Origin of the sequence: Paenibacillus medicaginis (assembly GCF_042138635.1) — a bacterium.
In the GTDB taxonomy this organism is placed as follows: Bacteria; Bacillota; Bacilli; order Paenibacillales; family Paenibacillaceae; genus Paenibacillus; species Paenibacillus medicaginis.
The window spans coordinates 227,710-247,632 of sequence record NZ_JBHIRY010000004.1; the positions used below are offsets into that span (position 1 = coordinate 227,710).

General features: G+C 48.1%; 19 protein-coding genes. 11 read left to right on the forward strand and 8 right to left on the reverse strand.

Annotated elements, in window-relative coordinates; translation table 11 throughout:
- Positions 1-26: 26 nt before the first annotated feature.
- The 3 genes from ACE5LO_RS06615 to ACE5LO_RS06625 form a co-directional block, all read right to left on the reverse strand.
- A complete protein-coding gene (locus tag ACE5LO_RS06615; RefSeq protein ID WP_375519228.1) occupies positions 27-170 on the reverse strand; it encodes an RAxF-45 family protein in 144 nt (47 codons plus the stop codon).
- Between the two features lie 110 nt (positions 171-280).
- Complete coding sequence (locus tag ACE5LO_RS06620) at positions 281-493, reverse strand: cold-shock protein (RefSeq protein WP_375519229.1); 213 nt, start codon at positions 491-493, stop codon at positions 281-283.
- 114 nt (positions 494-607) lie between these two features.
- Positions 608-2,911, reverse strand: a complete 2,304-nt coding sequence (locus ACE5LO_RS06625) for a stalk domain-containing protein (RefSeq protein WP_375519230.1) — start codon at positions 2,909-2,911, stop codon at positions 608-610.
- 613 nt (positions 2,912-3,524) lie between these two features.
- Here ACE5LO_RS06625 and ACE5LO_RS06630 point away from each other — a divergent pair.
- On the forward strand, positions 3,525-4,571 hold the full coding sequence (locus ACE5LO_RS06630) for a stalk domain-containing protein (RefSeq protein ID WP_375519231.1): 1,047 nt from the start codon (positions 3,525-3,527) through the stop codon (positions 4,569-4,571).
- Positions 4,572-4,610: 39 nt separating this feature from the next.
- Here the strand turns inward: ACE5LO_RS06630 and ACE5LO_RS06635 are convergent, their stop codons facing one another.
- From ACE5LO_RS06635 to ACE5LO_RS06645, 3 genes are all read right to left on the reverse strand, one after another.
- On the reverse strand, positions 4,611-5,453 hold the full coding sequence (locus ACE5LO_RS06635; protein ID WP_375519232.1) for a hypothetical protein: 843 nt from the start codon (positions 5,451-5,453) through the stop codon (positions 4,611-4,613).
- A gap of 312 nt (positions 5,454-5,765) precedes the next feature.
- Positions 5,766-6,947 carry an NAD(P)/FAD-dependent oxidoreductase gene (locus tag ACE5LO_RS06640; RefSeq protein WP_375519233.1) on the reverse strand — a complete coding sequence of 394 codons (1,182 nt, stop codon included), beginning with the start codon at positions 6,945-6,947 and terminating at the stop codon, positions 5,766-5,768.
- Between the two features lie 49 nt (positions 6,948-6,996).
- Entirely contained in the window at positions 6,997-7,428 is a 432-nt protein-coding gene (locus ACE5LO_RS06645; RefSeq protein WP_375519234.1) for a DUF1641 domain-containing protein, read from the reverse strand.
- Between the two features lie 521 nt (positions 7,429-7,949).
- On the opposite strand from ACE5LO_RS06645, the gene ACE5LO_RS06650 reads away from it, so the two are divergent.
- Positions 7,950-8,345, forward strand: coding sequence for a rhodanese-like domain-containing protein (locus ACE5LO_RS06650; protein ID WP_375357047.1), 396 nt, complete (start codon positions 7,950-7,952; stop codon positions 8,343-8,345).
- A 77-nt stretch (positions 8,346-8,422) separates the two neighbouring features.
- Here ACE5LO_RS06650 and ACE5LO_RS06655 read toward each other — a convergent pair whose 3' ends face one another.
- Positions 8,423-9,133 carry an HNH endonuclease gene (locus ACE5LO_RS06655; RefSeq protein WP_375519302.1) on the reverse strand — a complete coding sequence of 237 codons (711 nt, stop codon included), beginning with the start codon at positions 9,131-9,133 and terminating at the stop codon, positions 8,423-8,425.
- Between the two features lie 267 nt (positions 9,134-9,400).
- Between ACE5LO_RS06655 and ACE5LO_RS06660 the strand changes: the two genes are divergently transcribed.
- The 3 genes from ACE5LO_RS06660 (at position 9,401) to ACE5LO_RS06670 (ending at position 12,611) form a co-directional block, all read left to right on the forward strand.
- Positions 9,401-10,855: an alpha-amylase gene (locus ACE5LO_RS06660; protein WP_375519235.1), complete on the forward strand. Its 1,455-nt coding sequence runs from the start codon at positions 9,401-9,403 to the stop codon at positions 10,853-10,855.
- Between the two features lie 97 nt (positions 10,856-10,952).
- Complete coding sequence (gene pepT, locus ACE5LO_RS06665) at positions 10,953-12,191, forward strand: peptidase T (RefSeq protein ID WP_375519236.1); 1,239 nt, start codon at positions 10,953-10,955, stop codon at positions 12,189-12,191.
- Positions 12,192-12,278: 87 nt separating this feature from the next.
- Positions 12,279-12,611 carry a winged helix-turn-helix transcriptional regulator gene (locus ACE5LO_RS06670; RefSeq protein ID WP_375519237.1) on the forward strand — a complete coding sequence of 111 codons (333 nt, stop codon included), beginning with the start codon at positions 12,279-12,281 and terminating at the stop codon, positions 12,609-12,611.
- A gap of 85 nt (positions 12,612-12,696) precedes the next feature.
- Here the strand turns inward: ACE5LO_RS06670 and ACE5LO_RS06675 are convergent, their stop codons facing one another.
- Positions 12,697-13,548, reverse strand: coding sequence for a polysaccharide deacetylase family protein (locus ACE5LO_RS06675; protein WP_375519238.1), 852 nt, complete (start codon positions 13,546-13,548; stop codon positions 12,697-12,699).
- A 246-nt stretch (positions 13,549-13,794) separates the two neighbouring features.
- Here ACE5LO_RS06675 and hxlA point away from each other — a divergent pair, with 246 nt between their 5' ends.
- The 6 genes from hxlA (at position 13,795) to ACE5LO_RS06705 (ending at position 19,779) form a co-directional block, all read left to right on the forward strand.
- Positions 13,795-14,433, forward strand: a complete 639-nt coding sequence (gene hxlA, locus ACE5LO_RS06680; protein ID WP_375519239.1) for a 3-hexulose-6-phosphate synthase — start codon at positions 13,795-13,797, stop codon at positions 14,431-14,433.
- Between the two features lie 5 nt (positions 14,434-14,438).
- Positions 14,439-14,996, forward strand: a complete 558-nt coding sequence (gene hxlB, locus ACE5LO_RS06685) for a 6-phospho-3-hexuloisomerase (protein WP_375519240.1) — start codon at positions 14,439-14,441, stop codon at positions 14,994-14,996.
- A 200-nt stretch (positions 14,997-15,196) separates the two neighbouring features.
- On the forward strand, positions 15,197-16,558 hold the full coding sequence (locus ACE5LO_RS06690) for an alkaline phosphatase (RefSeq protein WP_375519241.1): 1,362 nt from the start codon (positions 15,197-15,199) through the stop codon (positions 16,556-16,558).
- A 197-nt stretch (positions 16,559-16,755) separates the two neighbouring features.
- The gene (locus ACE5LO_RS06695) at positions 16,756-17,859 is read left to right on the forward strand and encodes an AAA family ATPase (protein ID WP_375519242.1); all 1,104 of its coding nucleotides are present in this window, start codon (positions 16,756-16,758) and stop codon (positions 17,857-17,859) included.
- A 4-nt stretch (positions 17,860-17,863) separates the two neighbouring features.
- Entirely contained in the window at positions 17,864-18,628 is a 765-nt protein-coding gene (locus ACE5LO_RS06700; protein WP_375519243.1) for a DUF3226 domain-containing protein, read from the forward strand.
- A gap of 284 nt (positions 18,629-18,912) precedes the next feature.
- Complete coding sequence (locus ACE5LO_RS06705; RefSeq protein WP_375519244.1) at positions 18,913-19,779, forward strand: SDR family oxidoreductase; 867 nt, start codon at positions 18,913-18,915, stop codon at positions 19,777-19,779.
- The last annotated feature ends 144 nt before the right edge of the window (positions 19,780-19,923 follow it).

Below are 19,923 nucleotides of genomic sequence, written 5' to 3' on the forward strand. Positions count from 1 at the left end.
CCTTTCGGATAAAGCAATCCGTTCGGTTAAGGTAGGCGTCTTCTCGCAATAGTTACTTCCGTATCGTTAAAAATGGACAGACTTCTCCCGTTGACGGAAAATGCATGCACAATGCCAGCCATAGCAATTGGAAGCTGGCTAATACGGTTGTTCACCATCTCGAAATTCACCTACCTTCACCTCCTTAACATAATTAATTACAATTTAGCACACTATCATTTGACGGCGCAAGCGGTAATTCGCATAGTGTTCCTCTCCTGCTGCTCATTCAACCCCGCTGTCAGGAGCGTGTGCCGGGAAAAGAGCTGCCTGCGGCATTCAGAACCGGCAGCATTCTGATCTCCTGACTCATGGACGAGTCACATAAAGGACAGCTTGGCTCACCGCTGAACGTAAACCCCGTGCGCATCCACCCGTTGCAGTCATTGTTGGTGCAGGACCATACCTCCGTATTTTCTTCCGGAATAGGCTCGGGAACATGGCGTTTATACATGGGAATCCCCTCCCTTGGCGTATATAGACCTATAATAATATGCTCCCGTTTACCGAATTCATGCATACTTTTTGAAATAAAATCAGAAAATGCCTGTACCGGGCGGAGAATGAGTCATGAACTCTTGACAACTCTGGCTTCTCTGGATGTGTCATGCCACTCTACAGCAGCTCCCATGCTCAGAGAAGTAGATCGAATAGGAAGAAACACCCTTCCATTGTTGATGGTTACGGGCACATCTAATGAGATTTGAACGCCATTAATGGTAGCTGTCGTGCTGCCCACCTGCAGTTGTACGATCCGTTCCCCTTTGATTAAGGTGACGGTTTGGGTTGTGGCGTCCCATAACACGTTGTTATCTGATACATCAAGAGCATCTGCTACATAACGAAGCGCCAGATATGTCCGTCCTTCATGAATATACGGCGCAACATCCGCTGTCTTCTCTGTACCGTTCACCGTATATACCATTTCTCCGACCTTAAAACTGGAATGGCTTATGGTTTCTCCCGAAGCCGGAGTGGCGACCCGCGCCAGCGGGACTCTTACTTCTTTGCCCAGGTTATGGAACGGCGTGTAGCTGCTCACCTCAGTCGTCCGGGCCACCATCAACTCGATTTCCCCTTCGGCAACCGTCCGGTCGATCGTGAATATAACATCCCTGAATTGAAGGGTGGTGATTTCATCGCTCTCGCCTGTAATTGTTAAAGCAACCGACTGGTCGTTATTTAACAGCTTCAACGGTTCAAACTGCAAATCCCCTTGATACACATCAACAGTAGGCGTCGCTATAAACGTCACCCCTTCAGGAAGTGTAAGTGTGACCAGCTCGCCATCTTTCAGGCCGCCAGCAACAGTTTCCGCCAGACTGAAATCGGCAGCCTGCTGACCTGATCGTCCGATGATCACCTCTGGAACAGAAGCTGCCAAAACGGCCAACCCTGCATGAACTTCCGCAGCTTTAACACTTCCTTTGGCACCCGCACTGCCGCCTATTTCAATGGTTAAATCTCCCGCAAAATCGGGTGCAGTAACGACATCCACTTCCTGCAGTGAAAACGTCCCGGGACTGGATGTTGTTGCTCCGGTTATTTCAAATACGGCTGTCCGGTTATCCGTTCCGGTATAGCGAACAAATGCAAGCTCCAAATCATCCGTATTGTCGGTTTCTCTGGCGGGACTTTCCGAACTGCCTGCATAAACCGGCTGAAACGCCACACCTTCGGGAAGAGTTAAGGTGAGGGTACGGCCTGCGGGCAGCGTTCCATACAGCGCTTCTTTTATGAGGATGTCTGAAATCCGCTGTTCCGCACGTCCGGAATAGATGACAGGCAGCTGCTCCGCTTTCGCACTCACCGTAACACCGTACTGCGCATGTGTGCCTACAACCAGTTCCGTTACATCCAGATCGGCTTCACCGCTAATTCGGGCTGTTATATCTCCGTCAACAGCATTTTCAGGCTTGGTTAATGTAAATTTTAAATCGCTCAAAGTCCATTTGCTCATCTCATAGGTTGCCCCGGTGACTTCCACGGGCTGTACGTCACCGTCACTGTCCTCGTCCTTCCAAGTCGTGCCTAGAACGTCTACCGTCAGTTCGTCGTCCGTGGAGGTGAGCCGGAAGTACATGTCTTGTCCATAAGTCGTCCCATATTCCACTTTTCGGACACTGTCATTCAGGTTCCATTTATAACCTGCCGGCAATTTAACTTTAACGCTTTCATTCAGCGGCTCAAGTGCCCCGGCGGATGCCTCCTTTAAGGTGAGACTGAAGGAGTAATCACTGTCCGTTCCTTTCTTGGAACCAGCCGTGACCGCAACCTTGCCACCGCCTACTGTAGCTATCGAGACTTTACCTGCCGGAAAAGCGCTATGACCAGGAGCTGTAAACGCAACCTCCACCGGCCCCTCGTCCATATCCTCCCAGGTAACATCACCCAGCTGAATCAGAAAGGAGGCGTCTTCCTCCAGTGTATAATCCTCTCCCATGTCCGGTATCTCCAGCAGGAAGCTATCCTCGTCCGCCTTTATCACCTCGATGGTAGGTGCGCCCGGAGCTGAGCCGTTTAAATCCCTGAGCGGATTGGAACTGCCCAATATGTATATCCGATTCGAACCGCTGTCATCCATGGGATCTATTACATAGCCATTGGAGTCTCTCGACAAGTCCATTCCTCCGGGAAGCGAGATGTACAGCTGGTCTCCACCCCCAAGCACGGTGTATGCCGGAATCGTTACTTTAATAGAATGCATGAATCCGCTTCCGCTGGCTGGCAGTATCATGCTGCCTAGTGCTTCCAGATTCCCTCCTCCTGCCGCATGAACAGGTCTCAGCCCGGACAGCCCGCTTACCAGCAAAGATGCAATGACAATCGTTTTAACCATTTTATTACATTTATCTATATATATTTTCCCCATTTTCATCAAGCTCCTTTAATTTTTAATAATGTTTAACGTTTTTTTGCATTCCCTCCCATTCGAAAATCAAGATTATAGAAAAATACATCTGCAATCTCCTTGGTTTATCGAGACCCCCCTACGTACATTTTAAGTGATAATGATTATCATTATCGAATATGAATATTAAAACCTTTGTTTTATTATGTCAACTATTAGAACATGGAAAATTCGCTTATCTCAATTCAGGCTCGATCAATTGTAAGCACCTCCTGAATATCTTATTTACGAAAAAAAATAACTTTATGACTTATATAAGTTGTTTTGATATTAGCACACACACTTATTTAAGTCTACTAAGAAATGAAACGAAATTAGGAGATATTCTGTGAAGGGGAGATTTTCCGAAAAAAATTAAAATTATGCTTTGAACAGCAACCTATTACTGCCTTGATGCGTCTAACATGTATAAGAAAGATTTTGGCAACAGGTTACATTACTGATGTTGTTTTCTTTCTTTTAATAATGTTACTCTAGTAGTATGTTTTCCGTTACCCGTCCTTTGCTGGATTGGGAATCGGGTCTTCCGCTCCGTTAGCGGACATCATTTTAAGAAAAAGGAGCAGACAAACGCATGAAATTCAAGAAACCCGTCATTATTGCTGCAGTGTCGGCCTTGGCCGTATCCGGAGCGCTATTAACGCAGCCTACATATGCCGCACAAGCTACCAAAACCATCAAAGCGGTGTACAACAACATTGCCATCGTTTACAACGGCAACACAGTGCCGTCCGACGCATCTACAGAGCCTTTCATGATTAACGGAACGACTTACCTGCCGCTTCGCATGGTTGGTACAGCCCTGGATAAGAAAATTACCTGGGACGGTAACAACAAACGCGTTGTGATTGAGGATAATCAGGCTCCGGTGGATCCATCTACGATTACAGCACTGAACAACCAAATCAATACCTTGAATCAACAGGTTGCTACGGCAAAATCCGAAGCAGCGACCAAGGACGCAACTATCGCCCAGCTTCAGAAGGATAAAGAAGCCCTGCAGAAGCAAATTGATGACAACAAGAAAAACAACAGCAGCACCAGCCTGGGCGACCTGGAAGATGACTTGAACGATGATTACGGCAATTATGAAAGTACTAAATCCGAGATCGTATTGAGCGGTAATTCAGATAAACTTACCCTTCGTGTAAATGTGTCCAAGACTGGATGGAACAAATTGTCCAGCAGCAAGAAAACCAACCTGATCCAGGACATGGTTGACGATATTCGTAAGACTTACAAAGATGCTACGATTTCCGGTTCCGTACGTGATGACGATGGTGGAAGCACCTTGGCTGACATCACCGTAAGAAGCTCGGGCACCGCATCGCTGAGCGAGAAGTCCTCCGGTGTGGACATTAGTGACCTTGAGGATGACATTCAGGATGATTTCAGTAACTGGAAAAATGTTAAATTCGACATCAAACTGACCGGTGACGAAGACAAAGTAACAGTAAAAGTCTACGTTAACAAGGATGACTGGAACAGTCTCAGCAGCTCCCATCGCAGCGACTTTAAAGACGGTATCGTAGAAGCGATTGACAATGAATACAGCGATGCTGATATCAACGGAACGATTTATGACAAAAGTGATAACAACAGCAGACTTGATACTTTCTAATTGAATAATTCCGATACAGAAACGGCCGGAGTGAATTTCTCACTCCGGCCCTTGTTCATTCCTTAAACACATGCACACTTTGTTGGAAAATTTATCGCCCACATATTTAGATAAGATGATCCTTTCTTCGATCGATATCCGGTTATGGTCCAAAAATTCCTGAAACATTTCATAATCCTTCATTTCAATTTTGGGGAGTGGATATCCCTTTTGCAATCTGAATAGTTTCTGAAGTTTATTCCAAAGCTTTTGTGCAGCTCTCCTTTCAAAGCTTATTTTCTGCTCTTCTTCCACCCTTTTTATTAATTGATGATGATATTTTTTTATAGCTTCATTTTTACCACGGGCAATCATCTTTTTGAGACTAAGCGGCTTCACGCGCTCAATAATTTCGTAATGATACCAGAATGGCTCTTCAAAAAGTTCATAATCTGTGACCGCCTGTACAATGTCATTTTTATCCACTTCCCCGATATCATATCCATTTTCCAATAACTGTTGAACCAGCAAGTGCGCATCTATTTCAGACAGAACCTCAACGTAACATTCAAAAACAAATTTTCTGATCATATCTTCGTACTTTTCTTCAAATCTATTATGTAAAAAACCGATACCACTTATATAGCTGGCTGTAGATTGACCTGTATACTCAGCAAAAAAGTCTGCAACACGATCATAATCATCCATTGAAAATGATTCATTGGTCTGAATCAGCATGCCCGAACAATCCCATGGAGGATCATAGCTGTGAGTGATTTTATATTTAGGTGCAAACATGAAGTCATATGCCAGCTCTTCTGCTAAATTAGCTAACAATACTGGAAACCTCGCATCAACCCTGTTCCTTATTTGTTCCGAGAGACTTTCCACTGAATGCTCCAATGTTCTAACCCCTCCAATAAAAAAACCATGCTTAATAAAAATTAGGCACGGTTCCTCCGTAGAAAATAAATATTCGCTTGTTTAAAGCGTATCATATTTACGCTGTTAAATCCAGTTCCTGCACTCTCGCGACATCTAAGGTTGAGGCAGGTGTTCGTAAACGGTCTCCACCGTTACTAAACGTTCATATGCCTCTATTTCATGGGCTTGCCACAGATCATTAGCGGCTGGCGGAGACTTAACAAGCGTATTAAAAAAGGGAACCCGCATCCTGAAACAGATGCGGGTTCCCTGATATAAAGAGATTAAATTTTAATAGGCCAATGCAAACAAACCTTTGATGTGGGACAGGTAGCGCATGTTGCTTCCTTCCTTCATCAAAGTCGCCACTGCGCCTTTCAGTTGGGTCTGGTTCGCACCTACGGTACCGATGGCGTCCGTTCTGCCCAGGCTTCCCAGCGTTCCGGAGAATACAGGGGTGAAGGCTTCCATTTGATGCCCGTTGAACAATGCAAAGATGTTGTAGCCAACCGTCTCGCCCATCTGCCAAGCCAGCTGTGCCGTTGGAGGGTATGGACGCTGTCCTTCACCAGGGAATACAACCGCGCTGTCGCCAGCGAGGAAGATATTTTCGTGGGAAGTGGACTGCAGTGTGCCAGTAACTGTAGCGCGTCCGCGATCCACGTCGATACCGGATGCTCCGACTAGCACATTGCCTTGAACGCCGCCCGTCCAGATCAGAGTGCTCGTCTTGATGGCACGTCCGTCTTTCAGCAGCACTTCGTCAGCCTTCATTTCCGTGATTGCAACGCCGGTGATAAACTCAACGCCGCGTTTTTCCAGACTTGCGACCGCACGGTCAACCAACGGCTGGGCAAAACCTGCCAGAATGGAAGGACCCGCTTCAACGCAGTACAGTTTGATATCGTTGTAGTTGATGCCTTTCGCACGGCATACTTCAGGCAGCTTATCCGCATATTCGCCGACCAGCTCGACCCCTGTCAGACCGCCGCCACCGATGACGATGGTGGCATCCGCCGGATTGCCGGATTTCTTGTAAGCATCCAGGCGTGCTTCCACATGCGCACGAATTTTGTTCGCTTCATCCACTGATTTCAGCGTCAGGCTGTACTGCTCCAGTCCCGGAATTCCGAAATAAGCGGTTTGGCTGCCCAGGGCGATAACAAGCGCATCATAGCTGAGCGTTGCGCCGCTTGCCAGAGCTACTTTTTGCTCCGCAGGCTTGATTTCGCTTACCGTATCCACCTTCAGGGTGATATTCTTGTTGCGCAGCAGCTTCTCCAGCGGCAGAGCCACAGCTTTCTCGCTGATGGTGCCTGCAGCCAGCCGGTGCAGCTCAGTAATAATTTGGTGTGTCGCATAGCGGTTAACTACAGTAATCGTAGCTTCCTGCGGACTCATATGTTCACGAGCCGTCAAAGCGGCCAGCAAGCCGCCGTATCCGCCGCCAAGAATCAATATTTGCTTCGACATGTCCATCCTCCGTTCTTGTTCTACCTGTTACCTAACGATTAGGCAGCTGTTATTTATTTTGCGCCTGGCGCTCGTTCATAATGTCCAGGAAAGCTGAAGCGAAGCGCAAGCCCTTCTGCACATTCGGGTCCTTGAGCATTTTAAGCATAGCAAACAGCCCAACCGTTCCCGACTCGGTTTGTACACGGTCACCCGCTTCAATAGCAGCAGAAGCAATGCCTTTGGCCGATTCTGTTACAGGCTTCACAAACTCGGTCATGGAGTTTTTCATATCCCCGATAAATACCGGGTCTGTTGCGAGGCTGCGCGCTACATCATAGGCGCCAGTCATAACTGTGACCATCTCTGTCAGCTTTGGCAGATTTTCTACCAGAACGGTCAACGATTGTTGAACCTCCGGCTTCATCAATTGGTCCAGCACATCGCGGGACTCCGTAGTAGCTTCCTGTGTAGCTGCCACCTCTTGTTGATTTTCTGACATGACGTGAACGTCCTCCTTTACTCTAAAATAGAAGTCCATTCCTCTCTCGTTACCTGCTTGCAATAAACGGCTCAACGAATCCCGGTCAAACAAAATCCATGACATATTGAAAAACCCGCGCCGCCCAAAGATTCTTCTTCTCGGACGGGCCGGATGATGTATGGGTGCCTTGCCTCGGTCTTCGGTGTTTTTGCTGCTGCAATGACCACGCATTTCATGTTCGTGAATCAAACAGGCCGAAACGGAATCCTATAACCCTATATTACACCTTTCACAAGCCCAGCGTCGAAAAAATTTTTAGTTTTATATAAAAATCTTATAAATTATGCCTTAATTTTCATGAAAGATGCGGCTATAACCGAATTATTCCCAAAATTTTATATGAAAAGGCTGTTTTTTTGACGAAGCTGGTGATCATTGGCTATCATTAGTGGGTAATATTATACAGCAGGCCCGTTCCGATGACACGGGAAGGCCGGCTGAAGTGAAACCAAATCCTATCGATATGGAGGCTACAAGAAATGGCTTTGACATTTATGGATATGCTCAAGCAAGCACAGGCGAACGTGAAGGGTGTAAGCTCCCAGGAAGCGAAGAAGATGATTGAAGAAAATCCGGAGACCTTCGTCATCGACGTTCAGGATGCCACTGATGCGGGTGCATGCGGCCTGATTCGCGGAAGCGCGAACATTTCGCTCGGCATGCTTCCGATCCGCGCGGATCTGGAGCTGCCGCAAAACCTGCGCGATGAGCGTTTGGCGGACCGCAACCGTCCCGTTCTGACCACCTGTGGCGCAGGCGGCCAAGCTGCCTTGGCTGCTTATCTGCTGAAACAGATGGGCTTCACCAATGTGGCCTACATAGAAGGCGGAACGGCAGCCTGGAAGGAAGCCGGCCTCGAGGTGGAGATGTACTGATTCGCAGGCGTATAGAACAAATAAAGCTTCCTGTTCACCATGAACGGAAGCTTTTTTGTCAGGTTATCTGGGTCATGCTAATCCAATGCCAGCGCCTGTATGAATTCATCCGCATCGCGGTCGGCCTTGGACTGGTTGCACTCATTGCACGCGCAGACACAGTTCACGGGGGTCGTATGCCCGCCTTTGGCACGGGGAAGAAGATGATCCAGCGTGTCGCCGTATTCGCCGCAGAAATAACAGGTATATTTGTCCCTCATCATGATATAGCGGCGGAATTCCCGGTTCGTGTATAAACGCCGAATCGTGGAGCGATTGACCACCACCGCCATACCCTCCCTCACCAAAGTTGCCGCCAGCTCCAGGTCGATCTCCTGATGCCAGCGCCGCCCTTTGTCCGTTTTGCCGCACAGACGGATCATTCCGTTGCGGTTAGAACGCAATGCCTTCGGGTCCCTGGGGTCTAATTGTGCTTGTCCACCCTTGGAGGAGAGCTGCCGTCTCTCCGAGTGAACCGGAAGCGCACGGGCAGCCGGCTTGCCATGAACACGGGCACCGCCGCGCCCTGAGGCAGAAGGCTTCGTTACGGCTTCGGCCGCTTCTGTGTGTAGCCTGCCGGGTGAAGCTTTGCCGACAGGCTGCTTGCGGCGCCTGCAGTCCAGACATGCCCCCCGCCGTGACAGCGGACCTGCTTTACGGCCGGTTCTGCGTTGGAATCCGGTCAATGGTTTGTATTCCTTACAATAATTGCAGTATTTCAGTAATGGCTGTTCGGCTGCTTCCATCATGCCCAGGCAGAATGCTTCTGCTCTCCGGGTCACCTCCTTAAGCTTGTCAGATATCTATATTTGTCCACAAACGTCTCCGTTTAATCATAGGTTCAGCTTTAACTTTAATTACCACGTGATGCTTGTATTGTATCACATTCCAGTAAAATAAACGCACCTGCCCGCTCCCATTCATCTGCTGTTTCGCACGCTCTTTGTTGGCAGAAGAGTTTAGCCTGCCTTGCTTGATGGGTAACTTGTTATATAAGAGCAAAGGGAGGAACCTGCATGAAAAGAAATCATACGATGATGCAGTTTTTTGAATGGCATGTAGAGGCTGACGGGAAGCATTGGCAGCGGCTGATTGAGCTTGTACCCAAACTGAAGCAAATAGGGATAGATGCCTTGTGGATTCCGCCTGTAACCAAAGGGCAATCTCCGGACGATACGGGCTACGGTGTATATGATCTGTACGACCTCGGTGAATTTGACCAGAAGGGAGCGGTCAGGACCAAATACGGCACCAGGAACGAACTGCAGAATGCTATGGCCGCCTGTCTCAAACATGGTCTGGCCGTCTATGTTGATCTGGTCATGAACCATAAAGCGGGAGCGGATGAAACCGAGCTGTTCAAGGTGGTTGAGGTGAATCCGGATAACCGCAACGAGGTCATTTCCAAGCCCTTTGATATTAAAGGCTGGACGAAGTTTACCTTTCAGGGCCGCGGGAACCGATATTCGACGTTTCAATGGAATTTCGAGCATTTCAATGGAACCGACTATGATGCCAGCCGGAACAAGACAGGCATTTACCGTATATTGGGCAAGAACAAGCAGTGGAATGGAAATGTGGACGATGAATTCGGCAACTACGATTATTTGATGTTCGCCAACATCGATTACAACAATCCGGCTGTACGGGAAGAGATGATCCGGTGGGGCAAATGGCTCATCGATACGCTGCAATGCAACGGGTTCCGGCTGGATGCCATTAAGCATATCAATCACGACTTTATCCGCGAGTTTGTGGCGGAGATGATCAAGAAGCGCGGACAGGACTTCTACATTGTAGGGGAATTCTGGAAATCCGATTTGAAGGCCTGCCAGAAGTTCCTGGAGGCTATCAACTATAAAATCGATCTGTTTGACGTGGCCCTTCATTACAAGCTGCATAGGGCTTCTCTGGCTGGAAGCGATTTTGATCTGTCTACGATTTTCAAGGATACACTGGTCGGCACATATCCCCTCAACTCCGTCACCTTTGTGGACAATCACGATTCCCAGCCGGATGAGGCCTTGGAATCCTGGGTGGAGGATTGGTTTAAACAGATCGCCTATACGCTGGTGTTGCTGCGGAAGGACGGGTATCCCTGTGTGTTCTATGGCGATTATTACGGAATTGGTGGAGAGAAGCCTGTCAAAGGCAAGCAGGATAAGATCGATCCTCTGCTCTATGCACGTTATGAGAAAGCCTACGGTGATCAGCAGGATTATTTCGATCAGCCCAACACTATCGGCTGGGTAAGATTGGGAACGCCTGAGATCAGAAACTCCGGCCTGGCTGTCGTCATATCCAACGGCAAAGACGGAAAAAAGCGGATGCGGGTCGGCCAGCACAGAGCAGGTGAACTATGGACCGACCTGACGGGCAACCGGAATGACAGCATCAGAATTGACCAGAACGGATGGGCAGAGTTTCCGGTAAACGGGCGCAGTGTGTCCGTGTGGGCGCTGAATGGATGAGGCGGCTAACACATAAAAATCACGGCTTAGAAAAAACGATACCCGCCATGTTAAACTAGGATCAGCAAAATAAGCCTTTTGAAAGGAGTTTGAATCTATGAAACAAGAGCTGATTCAACGCTTGAGCACCTATGCTCAGGTCGATACACAATCCAACGAGGATAATGATACTTGCCCCTCAACACCCGGTCAGATGACCCTTGCGCACATGCTCGTGGAGGAGCTGAATGCCATAGGCATGCAGGAGGTGAGCATGGACGAGAACGGCTACGTGATGGCCACTCTGCCCTCCAATACGGACAAATCCGTACCGGTCATCGGCTTTTTGGCTCATCTGGACACGGCGACGGAGGTTACGGGCGCGAACGTCCGTCCGCAAGTGGTGGAAAACTACGATGGGCAGGATATTGTACTGAGTGAGCAGGAGCAAGTCATTTTGTCCCCCCGGGATTTCCCAAGCCTGTCCCGCTATAAAGGACACACCTTGGTTACCACAGACGGCACCACCCTTTTGGGAGCGGACAATAAGGCCGGTATTGCGGAAATTATGACAGCGATGGATTACCTGATCCGCCATCCGGAAATCAAGCATGGCAAAATCCGCGTCGCTTTTACCCCCGATGAGGAAATCGGCAGAGGACCGCAGCGCTTTGACGTCGCCGCCTTCGGCGCGAAATATGCGTACACGATGGACGGAGGCCCGCTTGGCGAGCTGGAATATGAAAGCTTTAACGCCGCAGCGGCCAAAATCACCTGCCTGGGTGTCAATATCCATCCCGGAACAGCCAAGAACAAGATGGTGAATGCCGCCAAAATAGCGATGTTCATACATACCAAGCTCCCTCCAATGGAAGCTCCGGAGCATACGGAGGGATATGAAGGCTTCTATCACCTGATGTCGATTCAGGGAGATATTGAGCGGACGAGAATGCACTACCTGATCCGCGATTTTGACCGGGAGCAGTTTGAGAACCGCAAAGCCCGGCTGACCGAAATCGTAGAGGAAGCCCGTTCCGTCTATGGGCAAGAACGCGTTCTGCTGGAGATCAAGGATCAATACTTCAACATGCGGGAAAAAATCGAGCCTGTGAAGCATATTGTGGAGATCGCGGAGCAGGCGATGACCAACTTGAACATTGAACCTGAAATCAAGCCCATTCGCGGCGGCACGGACGGTTCCCAGCTCTCCTATATGGGGCTGCCGACACCGAACATCTTCACCGGCGGCGAAAACTATCACGGCAAATATGAGTTTATCTCCGCCGATGTCATGGTACAGGCAACCGAAGTGATGCTCGAGATCATACGTCTGTATGAAGAGCACGGAGACAGCTGATCCGGGACCCTAGCATGCGCCGCAATGGATTTTTGCAACGACCTCATATACAATATAATGATCAGAATTTTGAAGGGGTCGGAGGATATGGGGGACCAACAATTCAAAACAGCGGTAGAGCTCACGCTTAAGGTGATCGGAGGAAAATGGAAGCCGGTTATTCTCTGCCATCTGACGGATGGCGCCAAAAGATTCGGCGAATTACGGCGGGATATGCCGGGCATTACCCAGAAAATGCTGACCCAGCAGCTGCGCGAGCTTGAGGAGGACGGTATTATTCATCGGGAGGTGTACTCCCAGGTACCGCCCAAGGTCGAATATTCTTTTACTAAGTACGGCTTGACGGTCAGGCAGCTATTGGATGAAATGGCGGACTGGGGAACACAGCACCAGACATATCTGAACCAGGTCGAATCATGAAAATTCCAACATACCTATTGCAGCCGGATTGAAAAAGCAACCGGACCGGGAAAGGGGCTTATCCTTGCCGGTCCGGTTGTTTTTTTCATGTGGACTGCATCGAGCGCTGTCTATCGCGAATTTCCCGCCAAGTGGCCACGCGAATATCCTCTTTCCGCAATAACCGGATAATGTCTTTATCACGGAACAAATCATATTCATAACGGCGAATGGGCCAAGTGTCCGTGATTGCTTTTAACTCCCGCGTATCCCGGGATGGATGAAAAACCAGCTCTGTCAGGCCAGGCTTTAAATTTTTAATCACGTCAATTGCCGCTTCCTTCGTAAAAGAATAAGGGACCTTCGTTCCAGCTTCTGAGGAAAAAGGGAGCATTTCAAAGTGATCGAGAAGCAGCACGCCCTTCTCTTCCGCCAGCTTCACCATCTCTTTATGCCGGGGATGCTGCAAGAACATGCCGCTTAGCTTGGAAAACCGCAGCGGGAGCCGGTATGTCTCGCACAGATCAAGCAGAATTTCAGTGACATGATATACCGAACCCATATGATTGTCCACGTGAGTAAGGTCTATTCCCAAGCGCAGAGCGAATTCAATTTGTGCGGCCGCTTCCTCGCGAATCTCTTCAGGGGCGGCATTGGCGACAACGGTCGCTGTATCTGGCGGAAAATATCCGAACTGATCCGTCAAGGTTGACAACTGCGTGTTCAACGGTCCCCATTTGTAATGCTGCCATTCACTCGTGAATACCGTATGCAGCCCCACATCCACATTCGGATGCTGTTTCAAGAAAGCGGCGGCTTCCAGTACCCAGGGGCAAGTCACCATCAGACTTGTCGAAGCCGTGATGCCATCGGCCAGCAGCTTGCTTATAGCGTGATTGGTTGAATGACACATTCCGAAATCATCTGCATTCATGATTAACAAACGCTCATTGGACATGTCTAATCCTCCTCGGCTCCTTATTAAAATAGCTGTTAGAGCTATTTTATGATGCCGTTTTCAAAATAGTATATAACGAAGTTTGTTAATATACAGCGGCCCTGCAGATGCTTTTTCTCTGGTTCCCTCCCAGTAACTGCCTTACCTCATGGGTACTGCGTTCCAAAAAAGTGCGTACTTACATTCTAAAGAGACGGCAAGTACAATGAATCTGACTTCAAAACGATTAAAGGAGCGAACAGAAGAATGGAATTGCAATTGGCACTGGATCTGGTGGACATTCCACAAGGCATTGCACTGGTAAAAGAGGTTGAATCTTATATAGATGTGGTGGAGATCGGTACTCCTGTGATCATTAATGAAGGGCTGCACGCGGTAAAAGCGATGAAAGAAGCCTTTCCCAATCTGAAGGTATTGGCTGACCTGAAGGTTATGGACGCAGGCGGTTATGAGGTCATGAAGGCTTCCGAAGCGGGAGCGGACATCGTGACGATTTTGGCGGTGGCCGAGGATGCAACCATCCGGGGCGCTGTTGAAGAAGCCAGAACACAAGGCGGGAAAAAGATCCTCGTAGACATGATCGGCGTCAAAAACCTGGAGCAGCGGGCTAAAGAAGTAGACGCTCTAGGAGTCGACTACATCTGTGTGCATACAGGCTATGATTTGCAGGCTGAAGGGGAAAGTCCTTTTGAAGCCCTGAAAACAGTCAAAAGTGTAGTGAAGCAGGCCCGGACTGCGGTAGCAGGCGGAATCAAGCTGGGCACTCTGTCCGAGGTGATTGCCGTACAACCGGATCTTGTCATTGTGGGCGGAGGCATTACAGGAGAAAGCGACAAACAGGCGGTTGCGGCCCAAATGAAGCAGCTGATGCATCAAGGTGCCTGATCGACATGCAGACAGTTCAATATTTGTCGGAAATCATCAAGGAGCTTGAAAGAGCACCAGAGGCCGTCTCCAGTGAAGAAGCCGACCGGCTGGCTTCCGCCATTATGGAAGCTGGACAAATTTTTATGGCCGGCGCAGGCCGTTCCGGCTTTATGGTCAAATCCATCGCCATGCGGCTTATGCATATTGGCCTGAACAGTCATGTCGTCGGCGAGACGGTTACGCCCGGGATCGGCCGCGGGGACCTGTTGCTCATCGGCTCCGGGTCGGGTGAAACCAGGAGTCTTGCGGCCATGGCGGACAAGGCCAAATCGCTGGGCGCTTCCGTTGCCCTGCTCACCACCGCTCCTCAGTCCTATATCGCCTCCGTGGCGGATATCGTGGTCCCGCTCCCCGGCTCACAGAAGGACCCGGCGAATGCTCAATACACAACCATCCAGCCGATGGGCTCGCTGTTTGAGCAGAGCCTGCTCCTGTTCGGCGATGCGGTCGTGCTGAAGATCATGGAAATAACCAAACAAACAACAGTAAGCATGTACGGCAAGCACGCCAATCTCGAATAGGTGGCAGTTGCCGCCAGCACTAACGATCCGATAGGACACTCTCCATAATCAAGGTTCCGAATTTGGAATCTTGATTTTTTTGTTCCATCATCGATTTACACAAAATTTACACAAACTCCATTTCCCTCTAACAATAAACGGCTAATGTTTGATATGAACAAGCTTTCATGTATTCATTCAAATAAATGGGAGGGTTAATAATGAAAAATAGAATGATGAGAAAAATGCTTCCCGTTGCGCTCGGCTTGACTCTGGGCACTTCAACGATTCTGTCCGGAGCTCCTGGTGCAGAGGCTGCCGACGCTAATGCCAATGGCAACGTGAAAAATGTGATCTTTCTGATCGGCGACGGCATGGGACAATCCTATACTTCCGCTTACCGCTATATGAAGGATGATCATTCCACGCCTGTGATGGAAAAAACCGAGTTTGACAAATATCTGGTCGGAACGCAAATGACTTACCCCGAGGACGAGTCCCAGAACGTTACGGATTCCGCTTCCGCAGCAACAGCCATGTCGGCCGGTGTCAAAACCTATAACGCCGCCATCGCGGTCGACAACGACCAAACCAACGTGAAAACCGTTCTGGAACGGGCAAAAGAGCTGGGCAAATCGACTGGCCTTGTCGCCACCTCCGAAATTACGCATGCAACCCCTGCCGCCTTCGGCGCTCACGATATCAGCCGTAAAAATATGGATGCCATTGCTGACGATTATTTCGATGAAATGATCAACGGCAAGCATAAAATCGATGTACTGCTCGGTGGCGGCCTGACGAACTTTGTCCGTGAAAACCGCGATCTGACGAAGGAGTTCCAGAGTGCCGGCTTCGGGTACGTAACTAACCGCGAGGGACTGCTTAATGACAAGCATGACCAGCTGCTGGGATTGTTCGCTAATGGCGGACTTGATAAAGCCATTGACCGCAAACCGGAGACACCTTCTCTGGAAGAGATGACCCATGCAGCTATCGAGCGTCTGAGCAAAAACGAAGAAGGCTTCCTCCTCATGGTGGAAGGCAGCCAAATCGACTGGGCAGGACATGATAACGACGTTGTGGCCGCGATGAGTGAAATGGCAGACTTCGAGAAAGCCTTCAAAGCGGCTATTGATTTTGCCAAAAAAGACGGCAATACGCTGGTCGTAGCTACGGCAGACCACTCCACCGGCGGCCTCTCTGTCGGCGCGAACGGGGAGTACAATTTTGATGTAACACCGATCAAAGCGGCTACACGCACGCCGGATTTCATGGCTGCTGAAATTAAGGCAGGCGCCGGTCCGGCAGAAACGTTGAAGAAATATGTATCTCTGGACTTCACGGAAGCAGAGCTGCAATCCGTCAAGGATGCCGCTGCCTCCGCGAAGGATGCTACTGAAATCGATAATGCGATTGAAAAGATTTTTGACACCCGTTCGTTTACCGGTTGGACCACAGGCGGCCATACCGGAGAGGATGTTCCTGTATATGCCTACGGACCGAGCAGCGGGCAGTTTGCCGGGCTGATCGACAACACTCAAAATGCGGAAATTATTTTTGAGCTCCTGGATTCGAAAAAATAATACTCCACAACCCGCCAAAGCCGCGAGCATTGATGCTTCGCGGCTTTGTTTTTGATGTTGAATTGTTGAATTGTTAGCTAATGATGTGTTCTAGTTTTGGGTTATAGTATACTTATAATAAGCCGCGAGTATAATGAGTTATAAAAACGGTCACTTTGAAATAGTTTTGCTACTTTGAACCGGGAAAGGAAGAAAACATGAGTTTTATAAATGAGGTTAATATTAGAGGTTTTAGAGGAATAAAGCAACTTAATTTACCTCATCTCAGTCAAATCAATTTATTTGTGGGTCAGAATAACTCCGGAAAGACTTCGCTTCTCGAGGCTTTAGAGTTAAGTTGTCGCCCTTTGGATATAACACAATTAGTCATAACTTCAAAAAGTCGTGATAGGGTTTGGAACGGTCCCATTAGAATGCCAACGATTGAATCCGTTATTTGGATGTTTCCCCATATATCTAATGAAAAAGATGAAGCTAGAGAAATTTTTATTGAATCTCAAGTAAATGAAGTTAAACGAACTTATAAAGTAAGCTGCACAGAACAACAAGTCCTTCAATCTATTTCGAGAGTAACGAGATCAAAAGCCACAAATATAGATGAGGTATCAGAAGAAGAGGTCAGAGCCTTGTCTATAAAAATGGAATATAATGATGAAGAATCCAAACGGGAGTATTCTGAAGAATTTATACTAACCGATCAATTTCGGTTTGTTCGTGACAAGAACATTGAAATTAAAATCCTAAAACATAGAATGGTTACTCCAATTGATCATAGGGTACAACCCATATCCGCTAGACACCTGACGAGATCAATAATGTCAGGTGAAAAGAATGATATCATCGAACTTCTTCAAAAGTTTGATAAAAATATAGAGGGAATTGAAGTTCTATCGCCTGATGGCCGCTCTCCAGTTCCATTTTTCAAACATAAATTAATGGGCTATGCTCCAGTTTCAGTGTTTGGTGATGGTGTACGCAGAGTACTGACCATAGCCACTGCAGTTTTGCAATGTAAAGATGGGATTTTGTTAATTGATGAAATAGAAACTGCGGTTCATACAAAGCTATTTGAGAAATTCTTTGACTGGCTGGTCTCTTTATGCGAGGAATATAATGTACAGTTATTTGCAACCACTCATAGTTTGGAAACAATAGACGCCATCTTATCAGCCGAAAAAAATAATCTCGAAAAGCTGATTGCGTATCGGCTCGAGACAAACGATGACTATACGGACGCTAAAAAATTTGTTGGACAGGATTTATATGATATTCGATATGAGCTTGGTCAGGATGTGAGATAGGTTCATGCGATTTGCTTACTTAGTTACCGAGGGACCTCATGATGTTGAAGCTATTGGGCGAGTACTGAAGTTATATGGAATCAAAAGAGTTGAAAAATTAGAAGATTTAAATCCAATTTGGATTACATTGATACCTAAAACATTCCCGCCGGATGGTAATCTTTTGAAAAGGGTCCCAATCCCCGTTTTTTTTCAAAATGAACAATATTCAATTGCGGTTCATGCAGTTGGAGGAATTACCAAACTAGTTAAGAGACTCAGACTTACTTTACTTAATGTTATTGATAAGGAAGAAAATAATGATAAACCATTTTCTATAGGAATATTTGCCGATGCTGATTCAAGAGAAGCGATTAAATGTTGTGATCAGATAAGCGAAAGCTTGTGCGAGATTGAAAGTCTCCCTGAATTAAAAATACCAGGGGAGGTTAAAGTGCTGGGCAATAAGCGAATAGGTATTCACGTTTTTCCTAACAATAAAAATATCGGCACGTTAGACGATGCCTTACTGGAATGTGCGGAGGTAGTTTATCCGGATTTATTGAAGGCTGTTGATAGTTACATTGAGACTATCGATGAAGTTTATAGAAAAAAATGGGGGATTTCTGATCAATCCAAGGTTAGATTGGGCTGTATCGCTAATGTACTACGACCTGGAAAATCCAATCAAGTTTCTATACAGGACAATGAATGGATATCGGAAAAAACTATGCAGGTCTCTTTAGTAAGTGAATTGAATAAATTCATAAATGATCTTATTTTGAATTAGGGTGCTTCTCTCCCACCGCCCATGTGACGAGATAGGACCACACGGTCAACGTATTCCTGAAAAACTTGCTTTTTTTCGTCTTCATCGGCGGAGAGAAGCAAGTTTTTTTTATCACAATTCACAGTATTCGGAATGGTCGATGAGGGCAGGTGCAATGCGGAAATTCATGTTCTGGTATGCCAATTGAGATAGTAGCTTGACAGCAAGTCTTATTGTAACTATTATAGTTACAATATAATAACTTTAGTATAGCTGCTCCATAATATTAAGGAGGAAGATGTGACATGAAAATATTGGTAACCGGCGCTACCGGACAACTCGGTTCTAAAGTGGTTGATAACCTGCTCGCCAAAGTTGCGGCGGACAACGTAGCTGTAAGTGTGCGTGATCCCCGCAAAGCAGACGCTCTGGCCGCTCGCGGCGTAGAGGTAAGACAGGGTGATTTTGACGATCCCGCTTCACTTGTTAAGGCTTTCGCGGGCATCGACCGCCTGCTGATTATTTCCGCTACGGACGACAACGATACGCGGATTCGTCAGCATCAGAATGCCATTTCCGCGGCACAAAGCGCAGGTGTCAGCTTTATCGCTTACACCAGTGTGTCCAACGCCGATGAAAATCCTCTGTTCCTCGCACCGGTTCACCGCGCTGCGGAGGAAGCCATCAAGAAGACTGGCATCCCTTATTCTTTCCTGAGAAACAACTGGTATCTGGAGAACGAGCTCGGCGTGATTCAGGGCGTGCTGGCAGGTGCCCCCGTAACTGTATCCGCAGGCAGCGGCAAAGTCGGCTGGGCACTGCGCGAGGATTATGCAGCGGCCGCCGCAGCTGTGCTGGCAGGCAGTGGACATGAGAATACGATCTATGAGCTGTCCGGCGCTCCCGCAACCTATGACGACCTGGCGGCCGCCCTGTCCAAAGCGCTTGGCCGTGAGGTGCCTGTGCAGCATGTCGATGATGAGGCCTACGGCCGCGTCATGTCCGAAGTCGGCGTGCCGCAGGAGGCGCTGCCAATCGTGACCGGCATCCAGTCCGCCATCCGGGAAGGCGCGCTCGAAGTGAGCCGGAGCGACTTTGAAGCCCTGCTCGGCCGTCCGGCTGTTGCTCTCGGCGAGGCTGTCGCTAAGCTTGTAAATCAGCTTAACGCTTAACCTAAACAGACGTTGACGCAGCATATGAAAAGCCGTGATCGCTTGAGATCGCGGCTTTTTGGCGTTCCCGGCTGCCTGCCTCCCCAGATTTTCGTCTGCAATGAAAAAAGCTAATGCCAACTACCATACTTGTATGGTAGTATG

Bases quoted from the DNA above. Each gene is read 5' to 3' on its own strand.
- hxlA (WP_375519239.1), top strand. From the start codon at position 13,795: ATGGAATTGCAATTGGCACTGGATCTGGTGGACATTCCACAAGGCATT.
- ACE5LO_RS06620 (WP_375519229.1), bottom strand. From the start codon at position 493: ATGTATAAACGCCATGTTCCCGAGCCTATTCCGGAAGAAAATACGGAG.
- ACE5LO_RS06625 (WP_375519230.1), bottom strand. From the start codon at position 2,911: ATGGGGAAAATATATATAGATAAATGTAATAAAATGGTTAAAACGATT.
- ACE5LO_RS06660 (WP_375519235.1), top strand. From the start codon at position 9,401: ATGAAAAGAAATCATACGATGATGCAGTTTTTTGAATGGCATGTAGAG.
- pepT (WP_375519236.1), top strand. From the start codon at position 10,953: ATGAAACAAGAGCTGATTCAACGCTTGAGCACCTATGCTCAGGTCGAT.
- ACE5LO_RS06675 (WP_375519238.1), bottom strand. From the start codon at position 13,548: ATGTCCAATGAGCGTTTGTTAATCATGAATGCAGATGATTTCGGAATG.
- ACE5LO_RS06690 (WP_375519241.1), top strand. From the start codon at position 15,197: ATGAAAAATAGAATGATGAGAAAAATGCTTCCCGTTGCGCTCGGCTTG.
- ACE5LO_RS06640 (WP_375519233.1), bottom strand. From the start codon at position 6,947: ATGTCGAAGCAAATATTGATTCTTGGCGGCGGATACGGCGGCTTGCTG.
- ACE5LO_RS06705 (WP_375519244.1), top strand. From the start codon at position 18,913: ATGAAAATATTGGTAACCGGCGCTACCGGACAACTCGGTTCTAAAGTG.
- ACE5LO_RS06670 (WP_375519237.1), top strand. From the start codon at position 12,279: ATGGGGGACCAACAATTCAAAACAGCGGTAGAGCTCACGCTTAAGGTG.
- ACE5LO_RS06630 (WP_375519231.1), top strand. From the start codon at position 3,525: ATGAAATTCAAGAAACCCGTCATTATTGCTGCAGTGTCGGCCTTGGCC.
- ACE5LO_RS06650 (WP_375357047.1), top strand. From the start codon at position 7,950: ATGGCTTTGACATTTATGGATATGCTCAAGCAAGCACAGGCGAACGTG.
- ACE5LO_RS06700 (WP_375519243.1), top strand. From the start codon at position 17,864: ATGCGATTTGCTTACTTAGTTACCGAGGGACCTCATGATGTTGAAGCT.
- ACE5LO_RS06655 (WP_375519302.1), bottom strand. From the start codon at position 9,133: ATGATGGAAGCAGCCGAACAGCCATTACTGAAATACTGCAATTATTGT.
- ACE5LO_RS06695 (WP_375519242.1), top strand. From the start codon at position 16,756: ATGAGTTTTATAAATGAGGTTAATATTAGAGGTTTTAGAGGAATAAAG.
- hxlB (WP_375519240.1), top strand. From the start codon at position 14,439: ATGCAGACAGTTCAATATTTGTCGGAAATCATCAAGGAGCTTGAAAGA.
- ACE5LO_RS06645 (WP_375519234.1), bottom strand. From the start codon at position 7,428: ATGTCAGAAAATCAACAAGAGGTGGCAGCTACACAGGAAGCTACTACG.